The organism is Robinsoniella sp. RHS (genome assembly GCF_001029355.1).
Classification (GTDB): domain Bacteria; phylum Bacillota; class Clostridia; order Lachnospirales; family Lachnospiraceae; genus Robinsoniella; species Robinsoniella peoriensis.
Genome location: NZ_JNGB01000179.1, coordinates 1 through 15,563 on the forward strand (window position 1 = coordinate 1; position 15,563 = coordinate 15,563).

The window sequence follows — 15,563 nt, forward strand, 5'->3', positions numbered from 1 at the left end:
ATCACATCACCTTTATAATATCGTATGTCCGCCTGTCTGACTCAGTAACGGAAATTCAGTTACAATCTCAAAGCGTCCTTCCCGGTATGAGGAAGACATAGTGCCGCCGGATTTTTGCGCAAGAGCTTTGGCAATATTTAACCCAAGCCCGGTATTGTTGTGAGATCTCGCCCGGTCGGATACGTAAGTGCGGTCAAATACCAGGGGAGCTTCATCAATGGAGATCAGGTCCGTATCGTTGGAGAAGGTAAAACAAACCTTGTTGTCCGTCAGTTTTAGATTTACAATTACACAGGATTTCGAGTATTTCAGAGCATTTTGTGTAAGATTTGTAAATATGCGGACAAGGGCATGGCGATCCAGATTCACAAGAGGAAGATTTTCCTGCAAGTCCATATGTACCCGGATCTCTTTTTTCTCGAAATCTTCATAAAATGCCAGGACTACTTCGCATAGAATTTCATATACATTCAATGGCTGGGGGTTAAGCCTGTAGTCTTTAGAATCAATCAATGATAAATCATAGAAGCTTGTGATCAGAGACTGAAGTACTTTTGCCCTTTTACGGACAATCTCCACATAATGCTTCTGTTCGCCGGCGGTGGTATCCGGATCATCCATCAGTTCCAGATATCCGATAATTGACGTAAGGGGAGTACGAAGATCATGGGAAATATTGGCGATCTCCTGGCGGAGCTTATGTTCTTTCGACTCATATTCAATTCGAAGCTTTTGTTTTTCATCTAATTCCATGTTAAGGTCAATAAGAAACTTCTCCAGATCTTTATCCGGGACAGCCTGGTGGATGCGAAGATTCGTAACCGGCAGATCTTTGAGATCTTTAAACTGCCTCCTGGCATCTCGGATACCATGGCGCAGGGAGAAGTAAAGAATGGCAAAAACCAAGGCTGTTAGCCCGGATATGACGCAAAATATAGCCATATTCCCCCCTCCATTCCTTATCAGAGTATGTTTGTGTCACTATTTTACTTCTTTATTCAGGAAGCATTTATAACCAATATAACCGAATATCAGAGAAAAGACAATACCAACTATCCAGCACCGAAGCATTCCCAAGGGAGTATCCCAGACCATATTTAAGAAGTAGGAACCCGGTTGTTTCCCATATTCATTGAAGATTCCCAGAGGTAACACAGAAACAACTACCCTTGGCCATTCGTATACATTTCCAAAAATTTTCAGTAAATAATAAGGTCCGAAATGGATTAAGGAAAAGACTGCGATGATTGTACTGCTGTTATCAAACAGGAAGAACAGACAGTGAAAGGTAACCAGTCCGGCTATCCAGAGCGGAAGGGAACCTAAAATAGCGCGAAGCAGAGCATAGAGGTTTTCGTTTCCGCTGTTTTCCAGTGTCAGATAGGACGAAGCAATGATAACCACAAATAAAAACAGTGTAATAACCATGCACAGAACGATCTCTGTGATAAACTTTCCAAAATAAATGGAGAGTCTGCCGGTTCCAAAGGATACAGAGTTTTTCATGGTGTGGTTCTTAGATTCCTCTCCTATGATCAAATTTGATATGAAAAAGGTGAAGATCATGGGGAGAAACATAGCACTTGTTACATTCATAAAAATAAACCCGGTATTGGAATAGGGAAATCCGGCACCCGCCATGTTTTTAATTGATAGTGTAAACAAACAAAGTCCGATAAAGATAGCAGCAAGTACCGCTGAAAAAATATATAAAAATCGTTCCCGGAATCCCCGGTACAGTTCACTCCTGATATAATTAATCATTTTTATACCCATTGCATATTGCAGTCTTGCCTGCAATACTGCCACAATAAACAGGTTGAAAGAATCACACTGTGGCTTCCTTTCTATATCATAATTTTCTTTCAACCTTAGAGCGTGTTTGAAAATTCATTCCCGCCATCTGCATGCCCTACGTGCGGCATATTTGCCCCGAATTCAGGTTATGTAGCCCGCTACGTGCCCTGAATTCCGGTCAAATCTCCCGCAAACTATGACGCACAGCTGTCAGAAAGCAGTTTAAAAACACGTTCTATTTCCTCCCATAAGCGACAGATAGTATGCTTCCAGGTCAATACCCTGGGTCTGCATTGAAAAAAGCTGAATCTGGTTTCCTATGAGCAGGGAAGAAAGAGCGGGTCCCTGATCGATGCAGCCAAACAGATGAATTACACCGTCCGGAAGTACATCATAATCCGTACAATGCAGGTGCTGCTCAATCAAAGCAGATGCTTTATCCGGCTTATCCACACAAATTTCTAAATAAACACGGCATTTTTTATCAAGATCCTTTGCTGAAATCTGTTCTATCATAACGCCTCTTTCAATAAATCCATAGCGGGTAACAAGATTTTCCAGCTCAGAGAGGATATGGCTGGAAATCAAGATGGTGATTTTCTGCTGATGGTTTAAATTTAATAAAAGGTTACGAAGCTCTACAATACCTTCCGGGTCCAACCCATTAATGGGTTCATCCAGGATTAAAAAAGAAGGGTGGCTCATCAGTGCAAGCGCAAGTCCCAGCCGCTGCTTCATACCAAGGGAGAAGTCTTTAAACTTTTTCTTGCCGCAGTCGTCAAGATGTACCTGTGCCAGAGCATCTTTCATATACTGCCTGCCGGTAATTCCACGTTGTATACGGTAATATTCTAAATTTTGCACTGCTGTGAAATCAGGGAAAAATCCCGGCGTCTCAATAATGCAGCCGATTTTGTGCCGGGAGATGTTCAGACCTCTTGCAGAATCTTCGCCAAACAGGCTTAGATTGCCTGAAGTAGGGGCTGTCTGTCCGGCAATTAATTTTAACAGAGTTGTTTTGCCCGCACCGTTGTTGCCTACCAGTCCGTAGATATCACCGGACTGAATCGTTATATCTGTAGGGGCAAGTGCTGTAAAATCCCCATATTTTTTACAGATCCCACTGGCGGTAAATATGTTGGCATTCATTTCTTTAAGTCCTTTCCAAAAGTGATATCTGTATTATAAGGGATGAAAAACAAATAAGCTCTTAAGCAAACTTAAAGAAATCATAAAGATGATTCGATGAAAGTCATGCATTTTAAGATTATGCCATCTTAAAGCCAATTCCCCATATGGTCTTAATATATTCTTCATCCCCGCATATCTTTGCTATTTTAGAACGAATATTGCTGATATGCACATTGATAGTATTGTCTTCTCCAAGGTAATTTCCATGCCATACTTCCTGATAAATGGCATTTTTGGAAAATACCCGGGATGGACTTTTTACAAGCAGCAGGAGGATGTCATATTCATAAATTGTAAGATTCAATGGAATCTCATCAATGGCAGCGCTTCTGGCATCTGCATCAATCGAGAGACTTTTGTATGTAAAGACCGCTTCATGAACAGGAATTGCTGAGTAGCTCTTGTATCTTCGCAGCTGGGCTTCCACTCTTGCAAGAATTTCGTCTCTGGCAAAAGGCTTCGTCATGTAATCATCAGCACCTGATTTTAAAAGGTGGACTTTGTCGTCCAGAGCAGTCTTTGCCGTCAGGACAATAACGGGTACATTGGATTTATTTCTGATATGCCCAAGCAGTTCTTCGCCGGAAATTCCCGGAAGCATCAGATCCATAATAATCAGATCATAATGGTCCAAAGAGAGGCAAAGTCTGGCTTCTGTACCAGAATAGGCAGAGGTGGTTTCATAGCCCTGCTTTTGGAGAATTTTTGACAAGAGCCGGTTAATATCATTATCATCCTCAACGATTAAAATCTTTTCCATAATGGGGAATCCTTCTTTCAGTCTTATTTTTATCGGATATGGTTATTGTTACTTTTATGTACCTGTATGGAAATCTTGGTAATATATTGTGAATCATCTTTTTCTGCAATTTCATCTATGATTCCCTCTTTATAGGAATAATCACAGATTTCATAATGGTTTTCTTCAATAAAGTCCAACAGCTGCTGATATGCACTGTCTGCATTATAGTAATTTCCTTTAAGATAAGTAACCGCATAAAATCCGGCGGGTTTAAGAAATAATTGCGGGAGAGACAGCTGAGTAAGTACTTTGGTGAAAAAATATGCATAAGTATCAAAGGCTCCGCCTAAGAGACTTTCCTTGTCGATCATGGCGCCGAAGGGGTGACCGACATTTAACTGATTTTGAAAACAAAAAGATAAATGTTCATACAGGGTTTGTATGACAAGGTCATGATTGCTGCTGTGGATGGGGTGGCTTAAAATCAAATATTCTGCCGGGCACTCGACCAATATAACCTTTCCGGGATCTATCTGCCGGCTGGAGGTTACCAGTTCCATTTTTGTCTGTATGAGCCGGTTAATTCGCTCCAGATGCCGGATTTCCTGGGAAACTTTCTTTTGCTGTTCGGTGAGAAGCGCCATCAGTCTTGGCGGATTGCGGGAGTCCAGATAGGACTTAATCTCTTTGAGCGGCATACCGATTTCCTTTAATGCCGTAATAACAGCAAAGACATCGCATTGCTGTTCGGAATAATACCGGTACCCCCGGGCATCTGTTTTCACAGGAGAAAACAGGCCGATTTCCTCATAGTGAATCAGTGTTCTTTTATTGGTGCCGCATAATTTGGCAAAAGCTCCGGTATTTATACATGGATTTGAATTTTTTTGCATAATTATACAATCTCCTCTTGACTATACCGTAACGGTATACCTTATTATAAAGCTGCTAATGAATTAGGTCAACTACAGGATATATTATATAGAAATAAGAGAACTGTTGCTATCGAAAAGGAGAACAATTATGCCAAAATTAAGCGACCGCGTAGGTACATTTACAGACTCTGTAATACGCAGAATGACAAGAATCAGTGATGAATATGATGCGATTAACCTTTCACAGGGATTTCCCGATTTTGATCCGCCAAAGGAGATCACCGATGCCCTGGCAAAAGCTGCAAAAGAAGGACCTCATCAGTACTCGATTACCTTTGGTGCTGAAAATTTCAGAGAAGCGCTTGCCAGAAAACACGGAAAGGGAATTGGAAGAACCATTAATCCGGAAACGGAAATCGTCGTAACCTGCGGAGGCACCGAAGCCATGATGGCAGCCATGATGACCGTCTGTAATCCGGGAGATAAGGTAGTTGTATTCTCACCGTTTTATGAAAATTACGGTGCAGATGCCATTTTGTCTGGAGCAGAGCCAATCTATGTACCGCTGGTTCCGCCGGAATTTAATTTTGATGAAAAGGTTTTGGAAGATGCATTTAAGCAAAACGTAAAAGCAATTATCGTGTGTAATCCCTCAAATCCATGCGGAAAGGTATTTACCAGGGAAGAGCTTCTGACCATTGGAAGGCTTGCCGAGAAATACGATGCATTTATCATCACCGATGAAGTGTATGAACATATTATTTATAAGCCTTATGTGCATGTACCAATGGCGGGGCTTCCGGGAATGTATGAAAGAACCATTACCTGCAGTTCCCTGTCCAAGACGTATTCCATTACCGGATGGAGACTGGGATATCTGATCGGACCGGAAGAGGTAATTGAAAATGCAAAAAAAGTGCATGATTTCCTTACGGTAGGAGCGGCATCCCCATTACAGGAAGCAGCAACGGCAGGGCTGAATTTCGGTTCGGATTATTATGAAAATATGCAGCAGATGTATACGGAAAAAAGGGAGTATTTCTTAAAAGGACTGGATGATATCGGAATTGCCCACACTGTACCCCAGGGATCTTACTTTGTACTGGTAGATATCTCCAGGTATCTGGAGAATGAGATGTTTGCAGGATATTCGGATATGGAGTTCTGTGAATGGATGATTAAAAATATTGGAGTTGCAGCGGTTCCCGGCTCCAGCTTTTTCAAAGAAAACGTAAATCATTTGATTCGGCTGCATTTTGCAAGGGAAAAATCAACCCTAGAAGAAGCACTGCGCAGACTGAAGAAAATGGAACAGCTTTTAACAGATAAAAATGACGGTAAAACAGGGGATTTATAGAAAACATGGAACTTACATCTAATTGCATATAAAGTTCAGGAGAAAATAAAATGTCAGAATATACAGTTTCATTTACAAATTATACAATTGGTGCAGATGCATATCAGTCTTTTGGAACGGTCTGCGCAAAACTTGGCAAACGTTTTGTATTAATCGGAGGAGAGACAGCTTTAAGCAAGGGAAGAGAAAAGCTGTCAGCATCCATAGAGGGATCAGAACTTCGGATGGTGGAGTGTATCGCCTCCGGAAAAGACTGTACATATAGCAGGATACATGAGCTGGCAGGACAGATTAAAAAACTGGGAGCAGACTTTATCGCAGGCATGGGAGGCGGTAAGGCGCTGGATACGGCAAAAGGTGTTGCCTGTGACCTGCAGATTCCGGTAGTGACACTGCCCACGATAGCAGCTACCTGTGCGGCTTCCACAGCTTTATCCGTAGTTTACCGTGAGGACGGATCTTTTGAGAGTTTTTATTATTTTGAAAAACCGGCGGTACATACATTTATCGATACACAGATTATTGCAGAAGCGCCCGAATGCTATCTGAGAGCTGGAATGGGAGACACCATTGCCAAACACTTCGAATGTCATCTTTCTGCAAGAGGAGACGAACTGGATCACAGTTCCGCAATGGGAAGAGAAATCAGCAATCTATGTTATGAACCGGTATTAAAATATGGGCACCAGGCATTAGAGGACTGCAGGAAGCATCAGGTTACCTATTCTTTAACGCAGGTTATCCTGGCAAACGTGATAAGTACGGGAATGGTATCTCTTCTGGTTCACGATGATTATAATGGAGCAATTGCCCATTCCGTTTTCTATGGACTGGCAATCCTGCCAGGATTCGAGGAGCAGAATCTTCATGGAGATGTGGTCGCTTATGGTGTTCTGGTTCAGTTAGCAGTGGATGGACAGATAGAAGAGATGGAACGCCTGTATTGCTTTCTGAAGGAACTTTCCATGCCGGTAAAACTGGAAGATATGGGAATAAAAAACGACCGTGGAGGAATGGCTGAAGTTTTAAAGGAAATTGTACAGGGACCGGATCTTAAGCATATGCCTTATCACGTGTCAGAAGATATGATATTTGAGGGGATGCAGCAAGTAGAGAAATTGAGTATAGAGAATATGTGAAAGCCTATGGTATGCATATTAGAGCGTGCTTGAAAATTCTGATAAAAGTAATTTTGAAACACGCTATAGGAGGAAAGAAAAATTAATGAACACATCAGATGTAAATGTAAAAAATATAATAAAATTTGTCCTGTTCTCTGTTTTTGGTATTGGAATGTTTTTGATTCCCATACCTAAGGATAATTCCTTTACTACAGGAATTTCTGAACTGCAAAGTGCTGTTAAATCCTGGATGTCAGCGATTCTTCCATATTTTGTATTGATCCTGATGCTGGTAACAACGATTGTATCTGCAGTTGACTTTATCTGGAAACCAAAGTGGATCAGGGATCATAAGGCATTAACAAGAATATTTAAGGTGACGCCATTTTATCTCATAACAAAAATTTTAAGTCTGGTTATTACGGCTATGGTTATATTCAAGGTGGGGCCGGAGTTAATTATTTCTGCGGATACCGGGGCAAATATGGTGAGTCTGGCGGGTTCCCTCGTATGCATTGTACTGGCATTTAGTTTTATTATGCCTTTTCTGACCGATTGCGGAATTATGGAATTTTTGGGAGTCATAGCAAAACCAGTGGTAAGGCCGCTATTTCGTGTTCCGGGAAGAGCATCTGTGGATTTAATTGCATCCTGGTTCGGGGCATCTAATGCTGCTGTAATTCTAACCCGTGAGCAGTACAACGGAGGATATTATACCGGAAGGGAAGCGTCTGTCATCATGACAAATTTCTCCCTTGTTTCCGTTCCGTTCTGTCTGTTAGTTGCAGAGACCCTGGAGATCACCCAGGTATTTCCAAGCTTTTACTTTGTAATCTGTATTGTAGGAATCTTCCTGGCTTTCGTACTCACAAGAATTCGTCCGCTTTCAAAAATACCGGATGAGTATAATCCGAAGACCGGAAAACGCATTCAGGAAGAAGTACCATCACACATTTCCACCCTGGGCTGGGCAATGGAACAGAGCTGCAAACGTGCCGGAGAATTTGGTGTACATACGGTAATAAGCTCTGGGATGAAAGTGCTGACCGGAATGTTTTTTGACCTGATCCCAATTGTAATAACCTGGGGAACGGTCAGCCTCATATTGGTAGAATATACACCTATTTTTCAATGGATCTCTTATCCAATGGGGTGGTACCTGCAGTTACTGGGTGTGGAACATGCATTCCAGGCAGCACCGGCAACCCTGGTCGGGTTTGTAGACATGTTTATCCCGGCATTGTTAATCAGTTCCATCACCTCTGTGAAAACAAAATTTATCATTGGGGTACTGTCTCTTGTCCAGATTATATACCTTACGGAAGTAGGGGCGGTAATTATTAAAAGTAAGGTTCCTATGGGATTAAAAGAGTTGATTATTATCTTTTTGGAAAGAACAATTATAAGTTTGCCGATTATTGTTTTACTGGCTAATATATTGATTAAATAAATACTTTGTATAATGAAGCGGGGCACGTTTACTTTTTCAGTAATCGTGCCTCGTTTTTATAGGTTTTATTATGTCTATCTTGAAGATTATTTTTATAATTAAAAATATTTTGTAATATGCTTAGTTATTTGAAGTATAGCCGATTATGTAGAATTAGTACCTCAGCAAACGATTTATCAACAGCTCACAATAGGAAATAAATTTGGGGCAAATATGACGTAAAGTGGGGCATATAGATAGTTTTAAATACGATCTTGCTTACACTTCTAAGAATTTGCTTTAATTTCTATACTGAAGTAATCTTTCTCTTGAGCGCAATATATTATTAACTGATCAGAGTATTCTAAGTTTGGAGTGACAGTTCCTATTTTAGCACTATTTATATAATCTATTAAGACTTGTTCTTTATAATCTTCTTTTAGGCTCTCTAATATAGTTTTCAGCGTTTCCAAGATTTCTTTTCTTAATTTTATATTATCTAAAGGAGTATTATTCTTAATTGTGTAAGAAACAGAATAGACTTTTTCGTCAGCATCGCTACCCAAATAGATGTTAATAGTGTCAGCCTCATTTATTAAGTGTATGTATGATTCACCATTAAATATCAGTGGATCAGGAGGAGTTTTTTGTCTATTTGCTTTTGGTAGTGTAAGCAATGGCTGCGCATGTTCTGAGAACCCGCCTTTTTCCTAATAGGAATCAACAAGTATCTGTGCACTTCAATTTAGTTGAAAATATGGTACTTTCATGCTAAGATAAACATAATATTAAATTTTACGGAGGGGTATCATGGACTATAGAACATATTTGAGAAATTATCCTGATAAAGATGGTCGATTCGGACCTTATGGGGGTGCTTATCTGACCGAGGAATTAAAACCGGCCTTTGAAGAAATTGCAGATGCATATCAGACAATCTGTCATTCATCCCAGTTTATCAATGAATTACGAAGAATCCGCAAGGAATTTCAGGGAAGGCCGACACCGGTTTATCATTGCGAGCGTTTATCAGGACTTTTAGGAAACTGCCAGATTTATTTAAAAAGAGAAGACTTAAATCATACAGGAGCACATAAGCTGAACCATTGCATGGGTGAGGGGTTACTTGCAAAATTCATGGGCAAGAAGCGTCTGATTGCAGAAACAGGGGCAGGACAGCATGGAGTGGCACTGGCTACGGCAGCTGCATTTTTTGGTTTAGAGTGTGAAATTCATATGGGAGAAGTTGATATTGCGAAGCAGGCTCCAAATGTGACAAGAATGAAGATCCTGGGTGCAAAGGTAGTTCCCGTTTCCCATGGTCTTAAAACTTTAAAAGAAGCGGTAGATTCTGCATTTGAATCCTATGCCAAAAATTATAAAGATTCTATCTATTGTATCGGATCAGCACTTGGACCACATCCATTTCCTTTGATGGTTAGAGATTTTCAATCGGTTGTGGGATATGAAGCGAAAGATCAGTTTAAGGAAATGACAGGACTGCTTCCGGATGTTGTCTGTGCATGTGTAGGCGGAGGAAGTAATTCCATCGGTATGTTTATACCATTCCTGGAAGAGGCAGTGGATATTGTGGGAATCGAACCCCTGGGGCGTGGATCAGGACTTGGGGATCATGCGGCATCCATGACTTATGGAGAAAAAGGGGTTATGCACGGTTTCGAGAGTATTATGCTGAAGGATGACAAAGGAGAACCGGCACCGGTTTACTCCATTGCCAGCGGGCTGGATTATCCGTCTGTAGGTCCGGAACATGCATTTTTAAGAGATTTGGACAGAGTACAGTATACAACTGCCAGTGACGAAGATGCAATGGAAGCATTCTTTAAGCTTTCACGCTATGAGGGAATTATTCCTGCAATTGAAAGTTCACATGCAGTAGCTTATGCCATGAAGAAAGCACAGGAAATGAAACAGGGATCTATCCTGGTATGCCTGAGTGGAAGAGGCGATAAGGATATTGACTATGTGGTTGAACATTATGGATATGGGGAACAATTCCTGTAAGAAAATATTGTATAACCCACGGAAGTAGTGTATAATACTTTGTATATCAAAGTAAATTAATGGCTAACAGCCAGGTGAGGATCCAAAGAAAGAGGTGATAATGTGAATACGCATGATACGATAAATGATGTGTTGGTTAATTTGTTTAATGACATTATGGCAATAGAAGAAAAAGCGATTATTACAGGTGAATTTAAAGATATATCCAACAACGATATGCACATTATCGAGGCAATCGGTGAAAACGACGCAAAAAATATGTCTACTGTTGCAAAATCCCTTTCAGTAACCATGGGTACACTGACGATTGCCATTAACAGTCTTGTAAAAAAAGGATATGTGGATAGAATCCGCAGTGAAAAGGACAGGCGTGTCGTGCTGATTTCTCTTTCTGAAAAAGGAAAGCGGGCATTTAGCCATCACAAACAATTCCATGAACAGATGGTTAAAGCGACCATAAAGGGACTTTCCAGGGATGAGATGAAAGTTTTGGGACAGGCGCTGTCCAATTTAAAAGAGTTCTTTCGGAACTACTAGAGCGTGTTTTAAAATTGCTTTCTGGCACCTGTGCGTCACAGTTTGTGGGAGATTTGTTCCGGATGAAGGGCGCGTAGCGGGCTACGTAACCTGAATTCGGGGCAAATATGCCGCAAAGTGGGGCGTGCAGATGGCAGGAATGAATTTTCAAACACGCTCTAGTGCATCCAGGCATAAATACGCCACTATATAGCACCCGCTATCCGCGCCAGCTGCACGTCTGTGAATCTAGTCGTAGCCCGCTACGCCGTCGATTCACAGACGCACACCTGACGCAGATATCAGGCACTATATACCGACGTATTTACGCCGGTATGCACTAGTTTTAAAAAGATCAAATGCAGGAGAAGCCGAAAACTATAAAATTAGTTTTCGGCTTCTTTTTGTACAAATAATAGTAGCATTGCCCACAACTATTAGACGAAAGTGCATAGGAACGGTTGAAAAAAAGAGGTAGATTAATAGCAGTGTATCTAGTGCCGCCCGGCACTAGTCCATAAAGCTTTTAGAAAACTGAAATAAAGAGGAGAATAGTAATGCGGCAGACAAAATGGGTATGGGGGCAGATAAAAGGGTTTCAGAGAAAATATATAATTTATCTGATGCTTTCTATGATTCCCCAGGTTATGATGTTGATAAACCCAATGATTACACAGCGTATTGTGGATGAGGTTCTTTATCAGATTGCGGACTTTCAGGGAAATATGGATCCCCTTATCAGACGCTTAATTATGCTAATTATTTTAATGATTGTGTTTACTGGTATACGGACACTGATTCGCTATATTTCAATAGTCAGTATAGAGGATTGCGGGCAGTTGTTTCTGGTTTCAGTAAAGGATAAGATTTATGGTAAGCTGCAGCGCCAGGATCGGGCTTTTTATAAATGCCATAAGACTGGAGATCTGATGACCAGAGTGACCGGTGATGTGGAAATGGGCAAGCATGGTCTGGTTCATCTTCTGAGAGGATTTTTGGAGTGTGCCGTTCTTTATGGGGCAAGTGCGATTTATATGTTTACAAAGGATGTAGCACTTACGTTTTCCCTGATGGTATTTACGCCTCTTATTTTTATTGTTACATATCGGTTTGCAGTCACGGCTCATCCATACTATGTTGCACTGCGTGAAAAGTTATCTGTTTTAAACAGCAATGCGCAGGAGAATATCGAGGGAAACCGCATTGTAAAGGCCTTTACCCGTGAGAAATATGAAAAGGAAAAATTCAAGAATAAAAACTGGGAGTTCAGGAATGCAAATCTGAAAGCATCGTTGGTATGGCTGCGCTATTATCCTGCCATTGAAGGATTTTCCCAGGCACTGCCTGTAGTGGTATTGATGCTGGGAGGATATTTCCTGATGACAGGAAGGATTAGCGGAGGTACTTTCCTTGCTTTCAACAGTCTCTGCTGGACGTTAGCGGCGCCAATGCGTACCCTGGGTATGCTGATTAATGATACCCAAAGATTCTTTGCGAGCATGGATAAGGTCATCGACCTCTATGAAGCAGAGCCGTCTATTAAAAATAAAGAAGACGGCAGTCAGTTAAAGGTGGACCGTCTAAAGGGAGCCATTGAATTCCAGGATGTAAGTGTTCAATTAGAGCATAGTGACATATTAGAGCACGTAAATCTTAAAATCAATCCGGGTGAGACGGTAACCATTATGGGCGCAACCGGTTCTGGAAAGACTACCATTATTAACTGTATCTCCCGGTTTATTGATGTGACAGGAGGCCGTGTCCTCCTGGATGGTATTGACGTAAGGGATTATGATCTTGATACACTTAGAAGAAACATTGGAGTAGCGAATCAGGACGTTTTTCTGTTTTCAGATACGGTTGATCAAAATATTGCTTTTGGAAATACGAATTTGCACCGCCATGAAATAGAGCGGTCGGCAAAACTTGCAAAGGCCGATTTTATCTGGAACATGGGACAGGGATTTGAAACGATAGTCGGAGAGCGTGGAACCGGTCTTTCTGGCGGGCAAAAGCAGAGACTGGCGCTTGCAAGAGCGTTGGCAGTGAAACCACCTATTTTGATTCTGGATGATACCACTTCTGCAGTTGATATGGAAACGGAAACCTCTATCCAGGAAAATCTGGAGCATCTGGATGCTCAATGCACAAAACTTATTATTGCACAGAGGTTTTTTACTGCACGAAAATCCGATAAGATTATTATTTTGGAAAAGGGGAAAATCGTGGAATGCGGAACCCACAAAGAGCTTTTGAAAGCAAAAGGATATTATGCTGATATTTATATGCTGCAAAAGGGGCTGTTCACTATGGATGAAATAGATTTGGAGCTTGAGAAAGGAGGGGAGCAGGATGGCTAAAAACAGATTTGATCAAGACGAAAGCCTTGAAAAAGAATTTGACTTTTCTCATATGAAAAGATCAATTGTATACGTGAACCGCCATCGTAAGAAGATGATTATCTCACTTCTGCTGTCGGCAGCATCCGTTATCTGCTCCCTGATTCCGGCAAAAATTATCGGTTATGCAGTGGATAATACTATTCCGAAAAAAGATATGCAGCAGCTTATTACGCTTACGGCAGCTATGGTAGTATTAATTGGGATCAGCGTGGCGCTTGCCGTGGTGCGGGCTAAAATCATGGCATATGTAGGTCAGGATATTATTTTTGACATTCGAAATGATTTGTTCGAAAAGCTGCAAAAGCTGCCGTTTAAATATTATGACGAACGTCCTCATGGAAAAATTCTGGTCAGGGTAATCAATTATGTAAACAACGTTTCAGATATGTTGTCCAATGGTATTATTAACTTTATTCTGGAAACATTCAATATTATATTTATTTTATTTTTTATGCTGACGACCAGTGTTAAGCTGACACTCATTGTTTTGGCAGGAATTCCGGTTTTGGTTGCAGGTCTTCTGTATCTGAAGCCAAAGCAGCGTAAAGCATGGCAGTCGGTCAATAATAAAGGATCTAATATGAATGCATATTTTCAGGAGAGTATTAATGGGGTTACCATTACACAGAATTTTGTGCGTCAGCAGGAGAATGAAGCGATTTTTAAAGAGTTAAATACTGAGAATTACAATGCATGCATGCGAGCCCTCAGACTGGCATATCTGATTTCTCCTATTGTGGATATGGTGGCAGTGGCTGCGGTGGGGGCCATGTATCTGGCAGGTGTGGCATGGCTAAAGCCTGTGGTAAGCTTTGGTGTTATCCTTGTGATGGGGGATTATGCATGGAGAATGTGGCAGCCTATCATTAACATTGCCAATCTTTACAATAACCTGTTAAATACAATGTCTTACCTGGAACGTATTTTTGAGATTATGGATGAGCCGGTGGACATTGAAGACAAACCAGAAGCAGTCAAGCTTCCGCCCATCACGGGACAGGTTGATTTTGAGGATGTAACTTTTGCTTATGAGGGGGCCCAGAATATACTGGAGCATATGGACCTGCATATAAAGCCGGGAGAGCATATTGCGTTGGTTGGGCCTACTGGTGCAGGAAAGTCTACAGTTGTAAATCTTTTATCCAGGTTTTATGATGTTAATGCCGGAAGGATTCTTGTGGATGGGCATGACATCTCAGAGGTAACGCTTCATTCTCTGCGGGAACAGATGGGAGTCATGCAGCAGGACAGCTTTATATTTTCGGGGACGGTGTCAGATAATGTGCGCTATGGCAGACTGGAAGCCAGTGATGAGGAAATCGAAAAAGCGTGTGAAACAGTATGCGCGGCAGAATTTATCAGGGAGATGGAGCATGGTTTTCAGACAAATGTGGGAGAGAACGGAGGAACACTTTCACAGGGACAAAAGCAGCTGCTTGCATTTGCAAGGACACTGCTGCGTAATCCTAAAATACTGATTTTGGATGAGGCTACCTCATCCGTGGATACGAAGACAGAAAGGCTCCTGCAGGAGGGGCTTCAGAAACTTATGGAGGGAAGAACATCTTTTGTTGTAGCACACAGACTGTCCACCATTAAGAACTGTACCAGAATCCTCTATATTTCCGATAAGGGAATTGCTGAGAGTGGAAGCCATGATGAACTGATGTGCCGGAAGGGACTTTATTATAATCTGGTTATGTCACAGTCTAAATAATAAATCATGGTAAACTCTTTCGATATTCGTTAGCAGTTTTCCCGGTAATTTTTTTAAAGGATTTGTTAAAAAACCGATAGTCGGAATACCCTACCTGATTGCTGATTTCCGTAATGGAAAGGCTGGGATCTAAAAGCAGCTCACATGCCTTCTCTATTCGGATGTGCTGCAGATATTCTACAATGCCGGATCCGGTTGCCTGCTTAAACAAGCTCGACAAGTAACTTTTACTTAAGAAGAAATTACCGGAAAGTTCTCCAATGGTAATTTTTTGAGAATAATTATTCTTTAAGTATTCGATGCAGTCTGGGATTAACTGGTGGAGATAACGGTTATCCTGAGTGCTTGCCGGAGTAGTTTTCATTTTATAGAAGCGATGGATTTTCAATAA

Annotated in this window: 15 protein-coding genes and 3 pseudogenes; 8 read left to right on the forward strand and 10 right to left on the reverse strand. The window is 41.2% G+C overall.

The features are described 5' to 3' along the window. Positions 1–12: 12 nt before the first annotated feature. The 7 genes from RHS_RS27640 to RHS_RS27660 all read right to left on the reverse strand — a co-directional run bounded on the left by RHS_RS27640 (position 13) and on the right by RHS_RS27660 (position 4,623). On the reverse strand, positions 13–942 hold the full coding sequence (locus RHS_RS27640; RefSeq protein ID WP_047834998.1) for a histidine kinase dimerization/phospho-acceptor domain-containing protein: 930 nt from the start codon (positions 940–942) through the stop codon (positions 13–15). A gap of 39 nt (positions 943–981) precedes the next feature. Then, positions 982–1,869, reverse strand: a complete 888-nt coding sequence (locus RHS_RS27645) for an ABC transporter permease (RefSeq protein WP_047834999.1) — start codon at positions 1,867–1,869, stop codon at positions 982–984. Beyond that, positions 1,853–1,909, reverse strand: a complete 57-nt coding sequence (locus RHS_RS32180; RefSeq protein ID WP_395023611.1) for a hypothetical protein — start codon at positions 1,907–1,909, stop codon at positions 1,853–1,855. The genes RHS_RS27645 and RHS_RS32180 overlap by 17 nt, the downstream gene beginning before the upstream one ends. 29 nt (positions 1,910–1,938) lie before the next feature. Continuing rightward, positions 1,939–2,004, reverse strand: coding sequence for a DUF6783 domain-containing protein (locus RHS_RS32185; protein WP_377146913.1), 66 nt, complete (start codon positions 2,002–2,004; stop codon positions 1,939–1,941). 15 nt (positions 2,005–2,019) lie between these two features. Next, positions 2,020–2,946, reverse strand: coding sequence for an ABC transporter ATP-binding protein (locus tag RHS_RS27650; protein WP_047835000.1), 927 nt, complete (start codon positions 2,944–2,946; stop codon positions 2,020–2,022). A 118-nt stretch (positions 2,947–3,064) separates the two neighbouring features. Next, positions 3,065–3,748: a response regulator transcription factor gene (locus RHS_RS27655; protein ID WP_044296138.1), complete on the reverse strand. Its 684-nt coding sequence runs from the start codon at positions 3,746–3,748 to the stop codon at positions 3,065–3,067. Between the two features lie 29 nt (positions 3,749–3,777). Beyond that, positions 3,778–4,623, reverse strand: a complete 846-nt coding sequence (locus tag RHS_RS27660; protein ID WP_047835001.1) for a MerR family transcriptional regulator — start codon at positions 4,621–4,623, stop codon at positions 3,778–3,780. Positions 4,624–4,753: 130 nt separating this feature from the next. Here RHS_RS27660 and RHS_RS27665 point away from each other — a divergent pair, with 130 nt between their 5' ends. From RHS_RS27665 to RHS_RS27675, 3 genes are all read left to right on the forward strand, one after another. Beyond that, entirely contained in the window at positions 4,754–5,962 is a 1,209-nt protein-coding gene (locus RHS_RS27665; RefSeq protein WP_027295547.1) for a pyridoxal phosphate-dependent aminotransferase, read from the forward strand. A gap of 50 nt (positions 5,963–6,012) precedes the next feature. Continuing rightward, complete coding sequence (locus RHS_RS27670) at positions 6,013–7,101, forward strand: iron-containing alcohol dehydrogenase family protein (RefSeq protein ID WP_047835002.1); 1,089 nt, start codon at positions 6,013–6,015, stop codon at positions 7,099–7,101. 85 nt (positions 7,102–7,186) lie between these two features. Then, positions 7,187–8,533, forward strand: a complete 1,347-nt coding sequence (locus RHS_RS27675) for a YjiH family protein (protein ID WP_044296142.1) — start codon at positions 7,187–7,189, stop codon at positions 8,531–8,533. 266 nt (positions 8,534–8,799) lie between these two features. On the opposite strand, the gene RHS_RS27680 is transcribed toward RHS_RS27675, so the two are convergent. Continuing rightward, positions 8,800–9,189, reverse strand: coding sequence for a hypothetical protein (locus RHS_RS27680; protein ID WP_047835003.1), 390 nt, complete (start codon positions 9,187–9,189; stop codon positions 8,800–8,802). Between the two features lie 133 nt (positions 9,190–9,322). Between RHS_RS27680 and trpB the strand changes: the two genes are divergently transcribed. Continuing rightward, entirely contained in the window at positions 9,323–10,537 is a 1,215-nt protein-coding gene (gene trpB / locus RHS_RS27685) for a tryptophan synthase subunit beta (protein WP_044296149.1), read from the forward strand. A gap of 156 nt (positions 10,538–10,693) precedes the next feature. After that, positions 10,694–10,957 (forward strand): annotated as a pseudogene (locus RHS_RS32190) (MarR family transcriptional regulator); the annotation flags it as partial. 25 nt (positions 10,958–10,982) lie between these two features. On the opposite strand, the pseudogene RHS_RS32195 reads toward RHS_RS32190, so the two are convergent. After that, positions 10,983–11,165 (reverse strand): annotated as a pseudogene (locus RHS_RS32195) (DUF6783 domain-containing protein); the annotation flags it as partial. Between RHS_RS32195 and RHS_RS32200 the strand changes: the two are divergent. From RHS_RS32200 to RHS_RS27700, 3 genes and pseudogenes are all read left to right on the forward strand, one after another. Next, positions 11,103–11,267: pseudogene (locus RHS_RS32200) on the forward strand (DUF6783 domain-containing protein). The pseudogenes RHS_RS32195 and RHS_RS32200 sit on opposite strands and share 63 nt — an antisense overlap. A 343-nt stretch (positions 11,268–11,610) precedes the next feature. Further along, the gene (locus RHS_RS27695) at positions 11,611–13,413 is read left to right on the forward strand and encodes an ABC transporter transmembrane domain-containing protein (RefSeq protein WP_047835004.1); all 1,803 of its coding nucleotides are present in this window, start codon (positions 11,611–11,613) and stop codon (positions 13,411–13,413) included. Beyond that, positions 13,406–15,172 carry an ABC transporter ATP-binding protein gene (locus RHS_RS27700; RefSeq protein WP_027295554.1) on the forward strand — a complete coding sequence of 589 codons (1,767 nt, stop codon included), beginning with the start codon at positions 13,406–13,408 and terminating at the stop codon, positions 15,170–15,172. The genes RHS_RS27695 and RHS_RS27700 overlap by 8 nt, the downstream gene beginning before the upstream one ends. A gap of 4 nt (positions 15,173–15,176) precedes the next feature. Here the strand turns inward: RHS_RS27700 and RHS_RS27705 are convergent. Then, positions 15,177–15,563 (reverse strand): helix-turn-helix domain-containing protein (locus RHS_RS27705; RefSeq protein ID WP_047835005.1); only part of this gene is annotated, 387 nt, incomplete at its 5' end.

Coding starts and splice junctions, on each gene's coding strand:
- RHS_RS27675 (WP_044296142.1), top strand. CDS start 7,187: ATGAACACATCAGATGTAAATGTAAAAAATATAATAAAATTTGTCCTG.
- RHS_RS27640 (WP_047834998.1), bottom strand. CDS start 942: ATGGCTATATTTTGCGTCATATCCGGGCTAACAGCCTTGGTTTTTGCC.
- RHS_RS27660 (WP_047835001.1), bottom strand. CDS start 4,623: ATGCAAAAAAATTCAAATCCATGTATAAATACCGGAGCTTTTGCCAAA.
- RHS_RS27650 (WP_047835000.1), bottom strand. CDS start 2,946: ATGAATGCCAACATATTTACCGCCAGTGGGATCTGTAAAAAATATGGG.
- trpB (WP_044296149.1), top strand. CDS start 9,323: ATGGACTATAGAACATATTTGAGAAATTATCCTGATAAAGATGGTCGA.
- RHS_RS27665 (WP_027295547.1), top strand. CDS start 4,754: ATGCCAAAATTAAGCGACCGCGTAGGTACATTTACAGACTCTGTAATA.
- RHS_RS27655 (WP_044296138.1), bottom strand. CDS start 3,748: ATGGAAAAGATTTTAATCGTTGAGGATGATAATGATATTAACCGGCTC.
- RHS_RS27700 (WP_027295554.1), top strand. CDS start 13,406: ATGGCTAAAAACAGATTTGATCAAGACGAAAGCCTTGAAAAAGAATTT.
- RHS_RS27695 (WP_047835004.1), top strand. CDS start 11,611: ATGCGGCAGACAAAATGGGTATGGGGGCAGATAAAAGGGTTTCAGAGA.
- RHS_RS27670 (WP_047835002.1), top strand. CDS start 6,013: ATGTCAGAATATACAGTTTCATTTACAAATTATACAATTGGTGCAGAT.